Raw genomic sequence first — 17,138 nt, forward strand, 5'->3', positions numbered from 1 at the left:
GATTGAGGGCTAGGTCACGGCCGGTGGATGTAACGTTTGCGGCCCTCGGGCCGCGCACGCATTCGTCGGTGCGGCGCCCGAAATTGGGTCCGTACCGTGGTTTTCAGGACGGGGAACCGCAACACTCGAAGAGGAATCAATTGATCATGAAATCCAATCCTGGAATCAGCCGTCGCATTGCCGGCGTCTCCGTGGGTGCGCTGCTCGGGGGAGCCGTTGCCGCGACCATCGCGATACCGGCGGCCTCGGCGGCGCCCGACTGCAGCCCCGGCGGCGTGGCCAACACCGTCAACACCGTGCAGACCTCGGCGCTGTCCTATCTCGACGGACATCCCGGCGCCAACCAGGCCCTGATGTCGGCGCGCGGCAAGGCGCCGGCGCAGGCCGCCGCCGATGTGCGGGCCTACTTCACGGCCAACCCCGCGGAGTACTACGAACTCCGCGGCATCCTGGCTCCCATCGGCGAGACCCAGAGCCAGTGCAACGTCTCGGCATTGCCGCCGACGCTGTCGGCCGCCTACGACCAGTTCATGGCGGGCTGAGACCTCACCTGATACCGCAGGACCCAACGAGGCTGCGGTCGCCGCGCGGTGCCAGTCATCGCGTCGGTGATCGCAGCCTCGTTGGGTGAGCGGCGCGGCGCGGGGTCACCCGGAGATGGACCGCAGATAGCTGACGCTTGCCATCACGTCCGACAGCGGTCCGTCCTGCTCGTCGGGTTCGGCGTCGAGAATGGCGTCCTGTTCCATCACGTACCAACCGTCGTAGCCGTTGTCCCGCAGCAGCTTGACGATGCCCGCGATGTCGACGTCGCCGGCGCCCAGCGGGACGTACAGGCCCGCGGCCACGGCATCGGTGTAGGACATGTCGCCGGCCTGAACCTTGGCGCACAGCGCCGCGTCGACGTCCTTGAGGTGGGTGTGCTCGATGCGGTCGGGCGCCAATCTGGTCAGCTCGAGCGGGTCGGTCCCGCCGATCAGCAGGTGCCCGGTGTCCAGGCAGAGCGGGATGCTCGACCCGGCCAGCACCCGGTGCACCTCGGCCCGGTTTTCCACCATGGTGCCGACGTGCGGATGCAGCACGGCCTTGATTCCCCGCTCTGCCGCCGCGGCCGCGAGCCGGTCCAGGTTGGAAAGCAAGGTGGCCCACTGGGAATCATCCAGGACCGGCCTGCTGTCGTAGCCGTCGGCGCCCGTGGCCGCGGCCAGGATCACCAGCCCGGCACCCGCGGCCGACAGCGAATCCAACGGTCCCGCCAGATCTTTGGCGGGGTCGTGGCCGGCGTCGTGCAGAACCACCGGCACGAAGCCGCCGACGCAGGCCAGCCCGAACCCGTCCAGCAGCGCGGTCAACGCCACGGTGTCGGCGGGCAGGAACCCCTCGGGACCGAGTTCGGTGGCGGTCAACCCGGCCCGACGCATTTCGGCGAGCACCCGGTCGGGACCGAGTTGATGGCCCCAACCGGGCACCTCGCACACGCCCCAGGAGATGGGCGCACCCGCGATCTTCATCGCCGGACCTCCTCGATGGTGATCGGGGCGTTGCGTCGCAGCGACTCGGCGGCGGCCTCGGCGATCCAGGCCACCTCGACCGCGTCGGCGACGGTGGCGCCCGAAACCGGGCCGCCCTGCACCACTTTCAGAAAACCCTCGAGCTCGGTGCGGAACGCCGCGGCGAATCGGTCCATGAAGAAGCGATGCGGGGCGCCGGTGGGGAACGCCCCCGCGGCGACCGCGTCGGCGTTGCGGACCGGGACGCCCTGATCCCAGCCGGCGACGACGGTGTCGTCGAACCCGTGCACCTCCAACCGGCAGTCGTAGCCGCGGCCGTTGTAGCGGGCCGCGGACACCAGACCGAGGGCACCGCCGTCGAATCTCACGGTGACCGCGGCGGTGTCCACGTCGCCGTACTCGCTGAACAGCGGATCGCCCTGCACGCTGCCGGTGGCGTAGACCTCGATCGCTTCCTGTCCGGTGATCCAGCGCAAGGCATCGAAGTCGTGCACGGCGCAGTCCCGGAAGATGCCGCCGGAACCGGCGATGTACTCCATCGGCGGGGGAGCCGGATCCATCGTGGTGCTCCGCACGGTGTGCAGCGTGCCCAGCGCACCGCTGTCCACCGCGGCCTTGACCGCGCTGAAGGCCGCGTCGAAGCGGCGCTGATAGCCGATCTGCACCGGCACCCCGGAGCGTGCGATGACCTCGGCGACGGCCGCGCTCTCGGCCGCTGTGCCCGCCACGGGCTTTTCGCAGAACGTCGGCAGGTGCCGTTCGACGGCGTCCAGCGTCAGCTCGGCATGTGCCGGTGTCGCCGCGGCCACCACCACCCCGTCGACCCCGGAGGACAGCAGCGCTTCGACCGAATCGACCGGGGTGGCCCCGTATTTCGTAGCCACCTGACGGGCCACATCCGGCCGTTCGTCGGTGATCACCAGCCGGTCGACCCCCGGCAGGTTGGTCAGCGTATCGGCGTGGAAGGCGCCGATACGGCCCAGCCCGATCAGTCCGAGGGTGGTCATGGCGGTCTCCGTTCGTGGTGCGAGCGCAATGCGGCGTCGAGGCGGGTGCGCTGGGTTGGCTAGTTCGCCTCGGCGCGCTGGGCGCGGGCCGTCGTCGGCACTGTGGACATGGCGCCAGTCTTGCTGTGGAATGGACCACAATCAACACCAAAAAGCCGTCAAAAAACCCTCAAGCCAGAGTGCCAAGCAGCCGCAAACTTCCCGCTAAGGAGCCTGAACGGGGGAAGTGTTCGTCTGCTGGCGACGGAAGGAGACCTGCGCCATGGCGCACCGCTACAAAGTGCGCGAAATCGCCCAGCAGGCGGGCCTGAGCGAGGCGACCGTCGACCGGGTGCTCAACAACCGCCCGGGCGTGCGGGAGAACACCCGCGCCGAGGTTCGCCAAGCCATCGCCGACCTGGACAAACAGCGGGCTCAACTGCGGCTCAACGGCCGGCGCTACCTGATCGACGTGGTCATGCAGACCCCGACGCGGTTCTCCGATGCGTTCCGCGAGGCCGTCGAGGCCGAGTTGCCGACGTTCGCGCCGGCGATGCTGCGGGCCCGGTTCCACCTGTGGGAGACCGGCACCGCCGCGGCCACGGTGGATCGACTCGCGCGCCTGCGTGGCAGCCATGGCGTGATCCTCAAGGCTCAGGACGAACCGGTGGTGGCAGCCGCAGTCGATGCGCTGGAATCCGGGGGCACCCCGGTGGTCACCTACACCACCGACATCGCCAGCAGTGCCCGCACGGGCTACGTCGGCATCGACAACCACGGGGCGGGCACCACGGCCGCATACCTGATTCGGCAGTGGCTGGGGCAGCCGGTGCGCCCCGGCACCCCCGTCCTGATCACGGTGAGCCGCAACGTCTTTCGCGGCGAGGGGGAGCGGGAGGTCGGTTTCCGGGCGGCGCTGCGCGGATCCGGCCTCGAGGTCATCGACGTGTCGGAGAGCGACGGCATCGATGCGACCAACGAGCGACTGGTGCTCGAGGCGCTACGGCGTCATCCCGGGATCGAGGCGGTCTACTCGGTCGGCGGCGGCAACGCGGCCACCGTCGCGGCGTTCGAGAAGCTGGGTCGGGTCTGCAGAGTGTTCGTTGCCCATGATCTCGACGTCGACAACCGTCGGCTGCTCCACGAGGGCAAGATCTCGGCGGTCCTGCACAACGACCTGCGCGCCGATGCGCGGCTGGCGCTGCGCAAGATCTTGCAGGCGCGCGGGGCGATGCCGGCGGAGCCGGCCAAGTCGGTGCCGGTCCAGATTGTTACCCCTTACAACATTCCGGGGTGATAATGTAACGCTGAGCGATCGCTCAGCATGGGCGGCCGCGAAGTTACCGGCGGGTATCCGCAGGTTCTTAGATTTTGGCGGCCTGGGAAAGTGAGGAAACACACACTTATGCACAGGTTCGTGGCGGGCCACGCCCCTGAACTGCGACTTCGGGGGTCGAGCTTCGGCGTGTCGGGGCACCCCGGCGGGCCGGGTAGCCTAAGAGAAGTGCAATAATCGTGACTACCAGTGACACCAACTCTGGAGGGTCCGAAATCGCAGCGCGTCCGCGTTCGGGTCGCAGACTCCGGGGACGGCCCGGAAACACGTGACCCCGGGGCCAATCCAGCAAGCACACGTCGACGCAAATGAAGACGTAGACAGATGAATATAAGGCAGATGCAGACGAAAGGCGGAGACGTGGGTCCAAACGGCAGCACGCCAGTCGAGGGGACTCCGAGCGTCAACGGTTCGGCGACACACCCGCGGGAAAAGCTGGAGAAGGTCGTGATCCGGTTCGCCGGTGACTCCGGTGACGGTATGCAGCTCACGGGCGACCGCTTCACCACGGAGGCCGCGCTCTTCGGCAACGACCTGGCCACCCAGCCCAACTACCCCGCGGAGATCCGCGCCCCACAGGGCACCCTCCCGGGCGTCTCGTCCTTCCAGATCCAGATCGCCGATTTCGACATCCTGACCGCCGGCGACCGCCCCGACGTACTCGTCGCGATGAACCCGGCGGCGCTCAAGGCCAACATCGGCGATTTGCCGCGCGGCGGCCTGGTCATCGCGAACCTCGACGAGTTCACCAAGCGCAACCTGGCCAAGGTCGGCTACGAGTCGAACCCCCTGGAGAGCGAAGACCTGTCCGACTACGTCGTGCAGGCCGTTCCGATGACGACCCTGACCCTGGGTGCGGTCGAGGAGATCGGCGCCTCCAAGAAGGACGGGCAGCGCGCCAAGAACATGTTCGCGCTCGGCCTGCTGTCGTGGATGTACGGCCGCCCGATCGAAACCAGCGAAACCTTCATCCGGGAGAAGTTCGCCCGCAAGCCCGATATCGCTGAGGCCAACGTGCTCGCGCTGAAGGCCGGCTGGAACTACGGCGAGACCACCGAGGCATTCGGCACCACCTACGAGATCGCCCCGGCCAAGTTGCCGCCCGGCGACTACCGCCAGATCTCGGGGAACACCGCGTTGTCCTACGGGCTGATCGCCGCCGCGCAGCTGGCGGACCTGCAGATCATGCTGGGTAGCTACCCGATCACGCCCGCCTCCGACATCCTGCACGAGCTGTCCAAGCACAAGCACTTCAACGTGCTGACGTTCCAGGCCGAGGACGAGATCGCCGGCATCGGATCGGCGATCGGTGCGTCCTACGGGGGCGCGCTGGGTATCACCACCACCTCCGGTCCCGGCATCTCGTTGAAGTCCGAAGCCATCGGACTCGCGGTGATGACCGAGCTGCCGCTGGTGATCGTCGATGTGCAGCGCGGTGGGCCGTCGACCGGTCTGCCCACCAAGACCGAGCAGGCCGACCTGCTGCAGGCGATGTTCGGCCGCAACGGGGAATCCCCGGTTGCCGTGCTGGCGCCGCAGTCGCCGTCGGACTGCTTCGACATGGCGGTCGAGGCCGTTCGGATCGCCATCAAGTACCACACCCCGGTGATCCTGCTGTCCGACGGTGCGATCGCCAATGGTTCCGAGCCGTGGCGCATCCCGGAGATCGCGAGCTACGAGAAGATCGAGCACACCTTCGCCAAGCAGGGCGAGCCCTTCCAGCCGTATGCCCGCGATGCCGACACGTTGGCCCGGCAGTTCGCGGTGCCGGGCACGCCCGGCCTCGAGCACCGGATCGGCGGCCTGGAATCGGCCAACGGCTCGGGCAACATCTCCTACGAGCCGGCCAACCACGACCTGATGGTGCGGCTGCGCCAGCTGAAGATCGACGGCATCACGGTGCCCGACCTCGAGGTCGACGATCCCACCGGTGACGCCGAGTTGCTGTTGCTCGGCTGGGGCAGCTCGTACGGGCCGATCGGCGAGGCCTGCCGCCGGGCGCGGCGCGCGGGGATCAAGGTGGCCCACGCGCATCTGCGCTATCTCAATCCATTCCCGGCCAACCTCGGTGACGTGTTGAAGCGTTATCCGAAGGTGGTCGCACCCGAGATGAACCTCGGCCAGCTCGCGCTGTTGCTGCGTGGCAAGTACCTCGTCGACGTGCAGTCGGTGACCAAGGTGCAGGGAATGGCATTTCTGGCCGACGAGGTCGAGGGCATCATCGAAGCCGCCTTCGACGGCACGTTGGCCGAAAAGGAAAGTGACAAAGCCAGATTCGCTCGAGCGGCAGCAGCCACGGTGGATTCTGGCGTAGGAGCAGACGGATGACGGATTTGATGGGAAGCATCAGCGGAGTGGACCTCGGTCTCACCCCCGGTCTGACCGGGACCAGTGGAGTGCCGACCACCGACGTGGCCCAAAAAGGCAAGGACTTCACCAGCGACCAGGAGGTGCGTTGGTGCCCGGGTTGTGGTGACTACGTCATCCTCAACACCATCCGCAACTTCCTTCCGGAGTTGGGGCTCAAGCGCGAGAACATGGTGTTCGTCAGCGGTATCGGCTGCTCCAGCCGCTTCCCGTACTACCTGGAGACCTACGGGTTCCACTCGATCCACGGCCGCGCTCCGACCATCGCCACCGGTCTCACGCTGGCCCGCGATGACCTGTCGGTCTGGGTGGTCACCGGTGACGGCGACGCGCTTTCGATCGGTGGAAACCACCTGATCCACGCGCTGCGCCGCAACATGAACCTCACGATCCTGCTGTTCAACAACCGGATCTACGGGCTCACCAAGGGCCAGTACTCGCCGACTTCCGAGGTCGGCAAGGTCACCAAGTCCACCCCGATGGGGTCGCTTGATACGCCGTTCAACCCGGTGTCGCTGGCGTTGGGCGCCGAGGCGACCTTCGTCGGGCGCGCGCTGGACTCCGACCGGGCCGGGCTGACCGAGGTGCTGCGCGGCGCCGCGGCGCACCGCGGGGCGGCGATCGTCGAGATCCTGCAGGACTGCCCGATCTTCAACGACGGCTCGTTCGACCTGCTGCGCAAGGACGGCGCCGAGGAGCGCGTCATCCGGGTGTCCCAGGGTGAGCCGGTGACCTTCGGTAACGACGGCGAATACTGCCTCGTGCGCTCGGGTTTCGGACTCGACGTGGCCAAGACCGCCGATGTCGCGGTCGAGGACATCGTCGTGCACGATGCCACGCTCGATGATCCGGCCTACTCGTTCGCATTGTCGCGGATGAGCGATCAGAACCTCGAGCACACCGTGATGGGGATCTTCCGTCAGGTGAGCCGCCCGACCTATAACGACCAGGCGCGCGCGCAGGTGGCCTCGGCAAGGGAGACACTGCCGAACGACACCAACGCGCTGCAGTCGCTGCTTCGCGGCCGCGACACCTGGACCGTGTAACGCCGAACCTCACGTTTGGGCGCGAAATCCTCGGGATTTCGCGCCCAAACTGCTTTTTGGGCACCGCGGCGGGCTAATGTGTCTGCCATGTCCTCCCCGTTGGCCGGTGTCGTGCTGGCCGGTGGGGCCTCGCGCCGGATGGGTCGCGACAAGGCGACGGTGGTGTTCCCCGGCGTCGACGGGGATAAGACCATGGTGGCACTCGTCGTCGCTGCGCTGGCCGCCCGCTGCGACCCGGTGTTCGTCATCGCTGCACCCGGGCAACGACTTCCGGCGCTGCCGGCGACAATCCTGCGCGACGAGATCAGGGGCGTGGGACCGCTGTTGGCCACCGGACGGGGTCTTCGCGCGGCGGCCGATGCCGGCCGCGACCGCGCCTTCGTGTGTGCGGTCGACATGCCGCTGATGACCCCGGCGCTGATCGACACGCTGGCGGCCCACGGTGGCGCCGACGTCGTACTGCCGTGGGACGGGCGCGATCATTATCTGGCCGGCATCTACCGCACCGCGCTGGCCGACCGCGTCGATCAACTGGTCGCCACCGGCGAACGCAGCATGCGCGCGCTGGTCGATACGGTGCTGACCCAGCGGATCGTGTTGCCCGAGACCTCGGCGCTGACCAACGTCAACTCCGCGGCGGATCTACGCTGAGCATCCGGTTTAACCACCGGAATACGTAGTGCGCCAAGGCATTTCGGTGAGGTGCACGCTGCTTGACGCCCGAATTCCAGATTTGAGACCCGCACCGATCGAAGAAACTTGATGCGGCCGAGGAAATTCGGCAGCCGAGTTTGGGTCCATGATGTGGCTGCCCGAGGAGTCGGTGCAGTTGTTGGCGTGGCTCGGCCGGGAGTTTCGCGCGGCGGCCGAAATCGGTTGCGCTGCCCTACATTGCCGGCCCACGGATCGGCCGCCCCGCGGTTCTCGCCGATGACATTCCGGAGTGACGGAATGTTTGCGCTTTCGCGCGTACCGGTATTCGCCGGCATCGGCCAATTGGTGTCCGGCCGAGCCATCGCCGACCGTTCCTGCCCGGCTGGGTTTGTCGGCTTGACATAATCACCCGCCCATTCGCCGCCGGGGCGCTGAAACGGGCCCAGAAACCCGGACCCCAACTCTCTCAGGAGCAACAACCATCCCAGAATGGCTGCCCCACAACCGATTTGAACGGCCGAGCATTGCGTGCGGCAAATCACAAATTCGTGGTGATTCGCGTCACAATTTTGATCACGTCGGCCTCCCGGGCGTAGGTCGAGCATTGGCGGCGTGACCTGCACGGAGGCCGCGAAAGCCGGTCCGTGATCTGTCCGTTATCAAACTGAGATACCCAGTTCGGCGAAGTGACTAACCCCAATCGGGTCCGTACGTTGCAACTCGGACCCGAACAGGGACACGAAAACTGAATGCACGAACCCCTGCGTGTGAGCGGGACTGCGAGAGGCCAACTGGTCTCACCGGCTGCCGGGCCAATGCCCCGGCGGGGTAAGCCACCTCCTGCTGTCGTGCCTGACCGAGATGGCACGCCCCGATAACCAGCCGCCTGGCGACAAGCATGTACGCCCGTGCAAGCGGGCGGGGTATCGGCGCGCGCGTTCGAAAGGAATGAACTTTGAAGAACCTCCGGAAGAAGCTGACCATGGCCGTCATCGGTGGAGCGTTTGTCGCCGCACCGCTGGCCCTGTCCACCGCCACCGCCAACGCGGACAGCGTGAACTGGGATGCCATCGCGGCTTGCGAGTCCGGCGGCAACTGGGCCATCAACACCGGTAACGGGTACTACGGTGGCCTGCAGTTCTCGATGAGCACCTGGCGCGCCAACGGCGGCACCGGCTCGCCGCACGGCGCCAGCAAGGCCGAGCAGATCCGCGTCGCGGAGAACACCCTGCGCAGTCAGGGCATCGGCGCGTGGCCCAGCTGCGGCGGACGCGGCTAGGCCGAACCGACTCGACAAAGACGCCAGGCGCCCCGAGTGCCTGGCGTCTTTGCGTTCCCAGGATGGGGTCAGCGCCGGCCGGACCCCGGCAGCCGGAAGGCTGAGCCGGCGGCGATCCCCGCGAGGTGCCGCGTCAGCACGGCCTCGGGAACCAGCGCGGTGGCGCGGCCGGCGGCCGCGCTCAGGACTGCCGGTCGCAGGTTGACCACCTGGCCGATGAGTTTGGATTCGCGCACCAGTGTGCGCAGCCGCGGACGTCGAAACGCCGCGAAACGGGCGAACGCCGCGGCCGGCTCGGCACCCTCGGCCAGCTGCAGGTCGATCAGGTGCGCCAGGATCGCGGCATCCTCGAGCCCCTGGCAGCCGCCCTGGCCCAGGTGCGGGCGCATGGGGTGGGCGGCGTCTCCGATCAGCACCACCGAGCCGTCGGCCCAGCGGCCGGCGACCGCACGGTCATAGAGGTCGTTGCGCAGCACATCGCGCGGGTCGGTGGCGGCCAGCACGGCCGGCACCGGGTCCGCCCAGCGCGCAAACTTGGCCTGCAGATACGCCAGCTCGCCACCCGGAGCGCGGTGCCCTTCGGGGGCCCGCTCGGTGGCGAACCAATACGTGCTGTCCGAACCCAGCGGAACATGGCCCACCTCGGTCCCCGCCCCCAGCGTCTCGCCGGCCAGCGCGGGATCCAGGGAGTAGGCGGCGACGCCGCGCCAGGCCGTGTAGCCGGCGAAGCGTGCGGGCAGCGGCCCGTTGAGGTGGCGCGCCACCACCGAGTTGACGCCGTCGGCGCCGATCACGGCGTCGGCCGTGACGCGGGTGCCGTGCGAGGTGGTGAGGCTCACCGGTGGACCGGCCGCCTGATCGACGGCGGTGACCGCCACCCCGTAGGACACGGTGTCCGGCGCGAGCGCGGCGGTCAGGACGTCACGCAGCGCGGCGCGCTGAATGACCACCAGCGGTTCCCCCAGCGCCCTGACGATGCGCTGCGCCGACGGGCGGCGCAACCAGCTGCCGTCGTGCCAGCGCAGGGCGCCGGCAGTGATGCGTCCGCCTGCCGCACGCACGTCGTCGCCCAGCCCGATCTCGTCGAGGGCCGCCAGCGCATTGGGCCAGATGCTGATACCGGCGCCGGGGGCGGTGTCCGCCCGCTCCTCGAGCACCCGCACCGAGTGGCCGCGGCGCTGCAGGGCCGCGGCCGCGGCCAGCCCGGCGATGCCCGCGCCCACCACCACGAAGGATCTGCGGCTACTCGTCACGACCTCGAACCTAGGGCACCGGGCGGCGGTAGGTTGAGGTCATGGCAGCAACGCAGCGTGAGTTCGACATCGTCCTGTACGGCGCGACGGGTTTCGTCGGAAAGCTGACCGCCGAATACCTGGCCCGCGCGGGCGCCGGCGCGCGCATCGCGCTGGCCGGCCGATCCCCGGAGCGGGTCCTGGCAGTGCGGGAAACCCTGGGCGCGGCGGCACAAGACTGGCCGATTCTGACCGCGGATGCCGCCTCGCCGTCGACCCTCAACGAGATGGCCGCGCGCACCCAGGTGGTGATCACCACCGTCGGCCCCTATGCGAAATACGGTCTGCCCTTGGTGGCGGCGTGCGCCGCGGCCGGCACCGACTACGCCGACCTCACCGGGGAGCCCAACTTCATCCTGGAGAGCATGGACCTGTACCACAAGCAGGCCATCGACACCGGCGCGCGGATTGTGCACGCCTGCGGATTCGATTCCATCCCTTCGGATTTGACCGTCTATGCGCTGTACAAGCAGGCCCAGGCCGACGGCACCGGTGAGTTGCGCGACACCAATCTGGTGGTGCGCACGTTCGCCGGTGGGGTGTCCGGCGGTACCACGGCGTCGATGCTGGAACTGATGACGGCCGCGTCCAACGACCCGCGGCTGCGGGCGGAACTCGACGACCCCTACACCCTGAGTCCCGACCGGGCTGCCGAGCCGAACCTCGGCGCGCAACCGGACGTGCGGTGGCGTCGCGGCGCCGAGATCGCGCCGGAGCTGCGTGGCTACTGGACGGCGGCCTTCGCGATGGCCATGCCGAACAGCCGAATCGTCCGTCGCAGCAACGCATTACTGGACTACGCGTACGGCCGGAAATTCTCCTACGGCGAGCAGATGAGCGTGGGTCGTTCCCTGCTGGCGCCGCTGGCCGCGGCCGCGGTGACCGGTGCCAACGCGGCGGCGCTGGGATTGGGCAGCAGATTCTTCAAATTCCTGCCCCGCAAGGTCGTCGACCGGGTGGTGCCCAAGCCGGGGGAGGGCCCCAGCGAACAAACCCGCGAGCGGGGGCACTACACCATCGAGACCTACACGACCACCGACACCGGCGCCCGCTACCGGGCCACCATCGCCCAGCAGGGCGATCCCGGCTACAAGGCGACCGCGGTGTTGCTGGGGGAGAGCGGCCTCGCGCTCGCACTGGACCGGGATGACCTATCGCCGCTGCGTGGCGTGTTGACGCCGGCCGCAGCCATCGGCGATGCGCTGTTGGCCCGGCTGCCCGCGGCCGGCGCCACCCTCACGACCGAACGGCTCGGTTGATTCTGCGGGGATTGGACCGCAACCCAGAGCGGTTCGACTAAGGTCAACCGCGCGTCATCCACTACCCCAGCAAAGAACAGAAGGTGCAGCATGGCCGGACTTGACGATCTGATTTCGCAGATCCCGGTGCAAGACATCGCAAAGAAACTCGGGGCGTCGCAGGACGAGGTCAACCAGGCGATCCACCAGCTGGTTCCCGCTCTGGTGGGTGGCCTGCACGTCAACGCCCAGAACGACGAGCAGGTGGCCAGCAAGATCGCGTCCTCGGCTGAGCAGCACGCCGGTCTGCTGGACGGTGGCGTGACCGTCGACCAGGTCGACGAGAAGGACGGCGACAAGATCGTCGCGAACATCTTCGGCGGCAACAACAGCGACTCGGTCGCGTCCGCGCTGGCCGGTGGCGGCGCCGGGGGCGTCGGCGGCGACCTGGTCAAACAGCTGCTGCCGATCCTGGCGCCCATCGTGCTCGCCTACATCGGCAAGCAGTTCGCCGGCAACAACGCCCCCGCCGCCGAGCAGCAGAGCGGTGGCGGCGGCCTCGGTGACGTGCTCGGCAGCATCCTCGGCGGCGCCACCGGCGGTGGTGGCGGCAACAACGCGCTGGGCAGCATCCTGGGCAGCGTGCTCGGCGGCGGAAAAGGTGGCAGCAACCCGATCGGCGACATCCTGGGCGGATTGCTCGGCGGCAAACGTTGAGCCGGTAGCCCACGCACACCGGGCGAACTACTCGCCTCGGGAGGCCCCCTGATCTCGGTCGAGGTCGGGGGCCTTCGCGCCGTTTTGGGGTCCTACCTAGACTTGATGGGTGACCGCCACCCCCAACACCCGCGCCGATTCCCTGCCCAAGTCCTGGGATCCGCACGCCGTAGAGAGTGACCTGTACCAGGGGTGGGTCGACGCCGGTTACTTCACCGCGGACCCCCACAGCGACAAGCCGCCCTACTCGATCGTGCTGCCCCCGCCCAACGTCACGGGCAGCCTGCACATGGGGCATGCGCTGGATCACACCCTGATGGACGCGCTGACCCGCCGCAAACGCATGCAGGGTTTCGAGGTGCTGTGGTTGCCGGGGATGGACCACGCCGGCATCGCCACCCAGAGCGTGGTCGAGAAGCAACTGGCCGCCGATGGGCAGACCAAGGAGGACCTGGGGCGTGACGAGTTCGTCGCGAAGGTCTGGGACTGGAAGCGGGAATCCGGCGGCACCATCGGCGCGCAGATGCGCCGCCTCGGCGACGGGGTGGACTGGAGCCGGGACCGTTTCACGATGGACGAAGGGCTGTCCCGCGCGGTCCGCACGATCTTCAAGCGGCTCTACGACGCGGGGCTGATCTATCAGGCCGAGCGGTTGGTCAACTGGTCGCCGGTGTTGGAGACCGCGATCAGCGACCTGGAAGTCAAGTACGAGGACGTCGAAGGCGAGCTGGTGTCCTTCCGGTACGGTTCGCTCTCCGATGACGAACCGCACCTGGTGGTGGCGACGACCCGGGTCGAGACGATGCTCGGCGACACCGCGATCGCGGTGCACCCCGACGACGAGCGCTACCGGCACCTGGTGGGCCACCAGCTGGCGCATCCGTTCCTGGACCGCGGCATCGTGATCGTCGCCGACGAACACGTCGACCCCGAATTCGGCACCGGCGCCGTCAAGGTGACGCCCGCCCACGACCCCAACGACTTCGAGATCGGCATGCGGCACAACCTGCCGATGCCGACGATGATGGACACCAAGGGTCGAATTGCCGACACCGGAACCGAATTCGACGGCATGGACCGGTTCGAGGCGCGGGTGGCGATCCGCGAGGCGTTGGCCGCGCAGGGCCGCATCGTCGAGGAGAAGCGGCCCTACCTGCACAGCGTGGGGCATTCCGAGCGCAGTGGCGAGCCCATCGAGCCGCGGCTGAGCCTGCAGTGGTGGGTCCGGGTCGAATCCTTGGCGAAGGCCTCCGGCGATGCGGTCCGCAACGGCGCCACCGTGATTCACCCCACCAGCCTGGAGCCACGCTGGTTCGCCTGGGTCGACAACATGCACGACTGGTGCATCTCGCGGCAACTGTGGTGGGGGCATCGCATCCCCATCTGGCACGGCCCCAACGGGGAAAAGGTGTGTGTGGGGCCCGACGAGACACCGCCGGCGGGTTGGGAACAGGACCCCGATGTGCTGGACACCTGGTTCTCCTCGGCGCTGTGGCCGTTCTCCACCATGGGGTGGCCCGACCGCACCCCGGAGTTGGCGAAGTTCTATCCCACCACGGTGTTGGTGACCGGTTACGACATCCTGTTCTTCTGGGTGGCTCGGATGATGATGTTCGGCACCTTCGTCGGCGACGATGCGGCCATCACCGGCGACGACGCCGCCGAGGACGGACGTCCCCAGGTCCCGTTCCGGAATGTGTTCCTGCACGGTCTGATTCGCGATGAATTCGGCCGCAAGATGAGCAAGTCGCGGGGCAACGGCATCGATCCGCTGGATTGGGTCGAGATGTTCGGGGCCGATGCGTTGCGGTTCACGCTGGCGCGCGGCGCCAGCCCCGGCGGCGACCTGTCGGTCGGTGAAGACCACGCCCGGGCGTCGCGCAACTTCGCCACCAAGGTGTTCAACGCCACCCGGTTCGCGCTGATGAACGGCGCCGCCCTGGCCGAACTGCCCGATCTCGACGCGTTGACCGACGCCGACCGCTGGATTCTCGGCAGGTTGGAACAGGTTCAGGCCGAGGTGGATTCGGCGTTCGAGGGTTACGAGTTCAGCCGGGCTTGCGAATCGCTCTACCACTTCGCCTGGGACGAGTTCTGCGACTGGTACGTCGAACTCGCCAAGGTGCAGATCGGTGCCCAGGACGAGGCGGGCAAGGCGCACACGACCGCCGTGTTGGCCACGGTGCTCGACAGCCTGCTCAAGCTGCTGCACCCGGTGATGCCGTTCGTCACCGAGACGCTGTGGAAGGCGTTGACCGATGCCGAGTCCATTGTCGTCGCGCCCTGGCCGCAGGCCCGCGGGATCGTGCTGGATCCCACTGCCGCCAAGCGAATTTCGGATATGCAGAAGCTGGTGACGGAGATTCGGCGGTTCCGCAGCGATCAGGGCCTCGGCGATCGGCAGAAGGTCCCGGCGCGGCTGTCCGGGACCGAGGCGGCCGATCTGACCACCCAGCTGTCGGCGGTCACGGCGTTGGCCTGGCTGACCGACGCCGACGACGGGTTCACTCCGACGGCCTCGATCGAGGTGCGGCTCACCGACGGCACCGTGCTGGTGGAACTCGACACCTCCGGGACCGTCGACGTGGCCGCCGAACGTCGGCGCCTGGAAAAGGATCTGGCCGCCGCGCGGAAGGAGCTGGCCGGCACCACCGCGAAGCTCGACAACGAGGCGTTCCTGGCCAAGGCACCGGACGCGGTGGTCGGCAAGATCCGCGACCGACAACGGCTCGCGAGTGAAGAGGTCGAGCGGATTTCCGCACGCCTGGCCGGATTCGCATGAGCGACTCCGACTTTCCCGACGACACCGACTACCCGGGCGACAGTGGCTTCCCGGCCGACGGCGGCTTGGCGGCCGGCGACGATGACTACCTGGTGCCAGAGGCGATCATCGAGCCGAGCCCGGACGAGATCGCGGCGCTGGTCCAGGTCGAGCATCTGCTGGACCAACGCTGGCCGGAAACCAAGATCGAACCCAGTACGGCCCGTATCGCCGCGCTGATGGAACTACTCGGCTCCCCGCAGCTGAACTATCCGAGCATCCACATCGCCGGCACCAACGGCAAGACGTCGGTGGCGCGGATGATCGATGCGTTGATCTCCGCCATGCATCAACGCACCGGCCGCACCACCAGCCCGCACTTGCAGTCCGCGGTGGAACGGATCTCGATCGACGGCAAGCCGGTCAGCCCGGCCCGCTACGTGGACACCTACCGGGAGATCGAGCCGTTCGTCGAACTCGTCGACCAGCAGTCGCAGGCGGCCGGCGGACCGGCGATGAGCAAGTTCGAGGTCGTCACCGCCATGGCGTTCGCGGCCTTCGCCGACGCGCCCGTGGATGTGGCGATCGTCGAGGTCGGGCTGGGCGGTCGCTGGGATGCGACCAACGTCGTCAACGCGCCCGTCGCGGTGATCATGCCGATCGGCGTGGATCATGTGGACTACCTCGGCAGCGACATCGCCGGTATCGCGGCTGAGAAGGCCGGCATCATCAAGAAGGCCGACACCAACGAGGTGCTGCCCGAGGGCACCGATCCGGCCATGGTGGCCATCATCGCCCAACAGGAACCCGAAGCCATGGAAGCGATTCTGGCGCAGACCGTTCGGGCCGACGCCGCGGTGGCCCGCGCGGGATCGGAATTCGCCCTGCTCTCGCGTCAGGTTGCCGTCGGCGGACAGCTCCTGGAACTGCAGGGTCTCGGCGGCGTCTACCCCGAGGTGTTCCTACCGCTGCACGGCGAGCATCAGGCCCACAACGCAGCGGTCGCGCTCGCCGCGGTCGAGGCATTCTTCGGCGCCGGCGCCGCCCGCCAACTCGACATCGACGCGGTGCGAGCGGGTTTCGCCGCGGTGAGCAGTCCAGGGCGGCTCGAGCGGTTGCGCAGCGCGCCCACGGTGTTCATCGACGCCGCCCACAACCCGGCCGGGGCCGCGGCATTGGCGCAGACCCTCGCCGACGCGTTCGACTTCCAGTTCCTGGTCGGCATCGTCTCGGTGATGGCGGACAAGGATGTGGCCGGGATTCTGGCGGTACTCGAACCCGTCTTCAACCAGATCGTGGTCACGCACAACGGATCCCCGCGGGCGCTGGAGGTCGAGGCGCTCGCGCTGCTCGCCGAGGAACGTTTCGGACAGGACCGGGTGCTGACCGCCGCCACGCTCGCCGATGCCATCGAGACCGCCACGGCGGTCATCGAGGAGGCGGGGGAGGAGACCGGACTGTCCGGCAACGGGATCGTCATCACCGGTTCGGTAGTCACCGCCGGTGCTGCCCGCACGCTATTCGGCAAGGATCCGCAATGACCGATACCCCCGAACCCGTCGATCAGGCGCCGCCGCCGGATCCGTGGAAGAGCTTCCGCGGTGTCATGGCCGGAACCCTGATCCTGGAAGCCATCGTGGTGCTGCTGGCGCTGCCGGTGGTGGGCACCGTCGGCGGTGGTCTCACGGCCGCGTCGACGGCGTATCTGGTCGCGTTCGCGACTGCGCTGGTGCTGATGGCGGGTATCCAGGGCCGGTCCTGGGCGATCTGGGCCAACCTGGGCATGCAGGCCGTGTTGATCGCGGGGTGGGTGATCTACCCCGCGGTGGGGTTCATCGGCGTGATCTTTGCCGTGGTCTGGCTGATCATCGTGTACCTGCGTGCCGAGGTGCTACGACGTCAGCGGCGCGGTTTGCTGCCGTATCAGCAGCTGCCGCCGCACGCGGAGTGA

At 68.0% G+C, this 17,138-nt stretch carries 14 protein-coding genes; 11 read left to right on the plus strand and 3 right to left on the minus strand.

Annotated features, from left to right (window positions below; translation table 11 throughout):
- Window positions 1–146 precede the first annotated feature (146 nt).
- On the plus strand, window positions 147–542 hold the full coding sequence (locus tag RCP80_RS08135; protein WP_308481846.1) for a heme-binding protein: 396 nt from the start codon (window positions 147–149) through the stop codon (window positions 540–542).
- A gap of 105 nt (window positions 543–647) precedes the next feature.
- Here RCP80_RS08135 and RCP80_RS08140 read toward each other — a convergent pair whose 3' ends face one another.
- Together RCP80_RS08140 and RCP80_RS08145 are read right to left on the minus strand one after the other, a co-directional pair.
- Window positions 648–1,511, minus strand: coding sequence for a sugar phosphate isomerase/epimerase family protein (locus RCP80_RS08140; RefSeq protein WP_308481847.1), 864 nt, complete (start codon window positions 1,509–1,511; stop codon window positions 648–650).
- Complete coding sequence (locus tag RCP80_RS08145; RefSeq protein ID WP_308481848.1) at window positions 1,508–2,518, minus strand: Gfo/Idh/MocA family protein; 1,011 nt, start codon at window positions 2,516–2,518, stop codon at window positions 1,508–1,510. The genes RCP80_RS08140 and RCP80_RS08145 overlap by 4 nt, the downstream gene beginning before the upstream one ends.
- Window positions 2,519–2,780: 262 nt before the next feature.
- Between RCP80_RS08145 and RCP80_RS08150 the strand changes: the two genes are divergently transcribed.
- The 5 genes from RCP80_RS08150 to RCP80_RS08170 all read left to right on the plus strand — a co-directional run bounded on the left by RCP80_RS08150 (window position 2,781) and on the right by RCP80_RS08170 (window position 9,179).
- Window positions 2,781–3,794, plus strand: a complete 1,014-nt coding sequence (locus tag RCP80_RS08150; protein ID WP_308481849.1) for a LacI family DNA-binding transcriptional regulator — start codon at window positions 2,781–2,783, stop codon at window positions 3,792–3,794.
- Window positions 3,795–4,172: 378 nt separating this feature from the next.
- Window positions 4,173–6,161, plus strand: a complete 1,989-nt coding sequence (locus tag RCP80_RS08155; protein ID WP_308481850.1) for a 2-oxoacid:acceptor oxidoreductase subunit alpha — start codon at window positions 4,173–4,175, stop codon at window positions 6,159–6,161.
- Window positions 6,158–7,246: a 2-oxoacid:ferredoxin oxidoreductase subunit beta gene (locus tag RCP80_RS08160; RefSeq protein WP_308481851.1), complete on the plus strand. Its 1,089-nt coding sequence runs from the start codon at window positions 6,158–6,160 to the stop codon at window positions 7,244–7,246. The genes RCP80_RS08155 and RCP80_RS08160 overlap by 4 nt, the downstream gene beginning before the upstream one ends.
- 87 nt (window positions 7,247–7,333) lie before the next feature.
- Window positions 7,334–7,897, plus strand: coding sequence for a molybdenum cofactor guanylyltransferase (gene mobA / locus RCP80_RS08165; RefSeq protein ID WP_308481852.1), 564 nt, complete (start codon window positions 7,334–7,336; stop codon window positions 7,895–7,897).
- Between the two features lie 958 nt (window positions 7,898–8,855).
- Window positions 8,856–9,179, plus strand: a complete 324-nt coding sequence (locus RCP80_RS08170; RefSeq protein ID WP_308481853.1) for a transglycosylase family protein — start codon at window positions 8,856–8,858, stop codon at window positions 9,177–9,179.
- 68 nt (window positions 9,180–9,247) lie between these two features.
- Here RCP80_RS08170 and RCP80_RS08175 read toward each other — a convergent pair whose 3' ends face one another.
- Window positions 9,248–10,432, minus strand: a complete 1,185-nt coding sequence (locus RCP80_RS08175) for an FAD-dependent oxidoreductase (protein ID WP_308481854.1) — start codon at window positions 10,430–10,432, stop codon at window positions 9,248–9,250.
- Window positions 10,433–10,473: 41 nt separating this feature from the next.
- On the opposite strand from RCP80_RS08175, the gene RCP80_RS08180 reads away from it, so the two are divergent.
- The 5 genes from RCP80_RS08180 to RCP80_RS08200 all read left to right on the plus strand — a co-directional run bounded on the left by RCP80_RS08180 (window position 10,474) and on the right by RCP80_RS08200 (window position 17,138).
- Window positions 10,474–11,730: a saccharopine dehydrogenase family protein gene (locus RCP80_RS08180; protein ID WP_308481855.1), complete on the plus strand. Its 1,257-nt coding sequence runs from the start codon at window positions 10,474–10,476 to the stop codon at window positions 11,728–11,730.
- Between the two features lie 90 nt (window positions 11,731–11,820).
- The gene (locus RCP80_RS08185; protein ID WP_308481856.1) at window positions 11,821–12,426 is read left to right on the plus strand and encodes a DUF937 domain-containing protein; all 606 of its coding nucleotides are present in this window, start codon (window positions 11,821–11,823) and stop codon (window positions 12,424–12,426) included.
- Window positions 12,427–12,535: 109 nt separating this feature from the next.
- Entirely contained in the window at window positions 12,536–15,208 is a 2,673-nt protein-coding gene (locus RCP80_RS08190; protein ID WP_308481857.1) for a valine--tRNA ligase, read from the plus strand.
- Complete coding sequence (folC, locus tag RCP80_RS08195) at window positions 15,205–16,728, plus strand: bifunctional tetrahydrofolate synthase/dihydrofolate synthase (protein ID WP_308481858.1); 1,524 nt, start codon at window positions 15,205–15,207, stop codon at window positions 16,726–16,728. The genes RCP80_RS08190 and folC overlap by 4 nt, the downstream gene beginning before the upstream one ends.
- Window positions 16,725–17,138, plus strand: coding sequence for a DUF4233 domain-containing protein (locus tag RCP80_RS08200; protein ID WP_308481859.1), 414 nt, complete (start codon window positions 16,725–16,727; stop codon window positions 17,136–17,138). Before folC ends, RCP80_RS08200 begins: the two co-directional genes overlap by 4 nt.

Source organism: Mycolicibacterium sp. MU0053, assembly GCF_963378095.1.
Classification (GTDB): domain Bacteria; phylum Actinomycetota; class Actinomycetes; order Mycobacteriales; family Mycobacteriaceae; genus Mycobacterium; species Mycobacterium burgundiense.

Bases quoted from the DNA above. Each gene is read 5' to 3' on its own strand.
- RCP80_RS08160 (WP_308481851.1), top strand. From the start codon at position 6,158: ATGACGGATTTGATGGGAAGCATCAGCGGAGTGGACCTCGGTCTCACC.
- mobA (WP_308481852.1), top strand. From the start codon at position 7,334: ATGTCCTCCCCGTTGGCCGGTGTCGTGCTGGCCGGTGGGGCCTCGCGC.
- RCP80_RS08155 (WP_308481850.1), top strand. From the start codon at position 4,173: ATGCAGACGAAAGGCGGAGACGTGGGTCCAAACGGCAGCACGCCAGTC.
- RCP80_RS08150 (WP_308481849.1), top strand. From the start codon at position 2,781: ATGGCGCACCGCTACAAAGTGCGCGAAATCGCCCAGCAGGCGGGCCTG.
- RCP80_RS08185 (WP_308481856.1), top strand. From the start codon at position 11,821: ATGGCCGGACTTGACGATCTGATTTCGCAGATCCCGGTGCAAGACATC.
- RCP80_RS08180 (WP_308481855.1), top strand. From the start codon at position 10,474: ATGGCAGCAACGCAGCGTGAGTTCGACATCGTCCTGTACGGCGCGACG.
- RCP80_RS08200 (WP_308481859.1), top strand. From the start codon at position 16,725: ATGACCGATACCCCCGAACCCGTCGATCAGGCGCCGCCGCCGGATCCG.
- RCP80_RS08135 (WP_308481846.1), top strand. From the start codon at position 147: ATGAAATCCAATCCTGGAATCAGCCGTCGCATTGCCGGCGTCTCCGTG.
- RCP80_RS08140 (WP_308481847.1), bottom strand. From the start codon at position 1,511: ATGAAGATCGCGGGTGCGCCCATCTCCTGGGGCGTGTGCGAGGTGCCC.
- folC (WP_308481858.1), top strand. From the start codon at position 15,205: ATGAGCGACTCCGACTTTCCCGACGACACCGACTACCCGGGCGACAGT.
- RCP80_RS08145 (WP_308481848.1), bottom strand. From the start codon at position 2,518: ATGACCACCCTCGGACTGATCGGGCTGGGCCGTATCGGCGCCTTCCAC.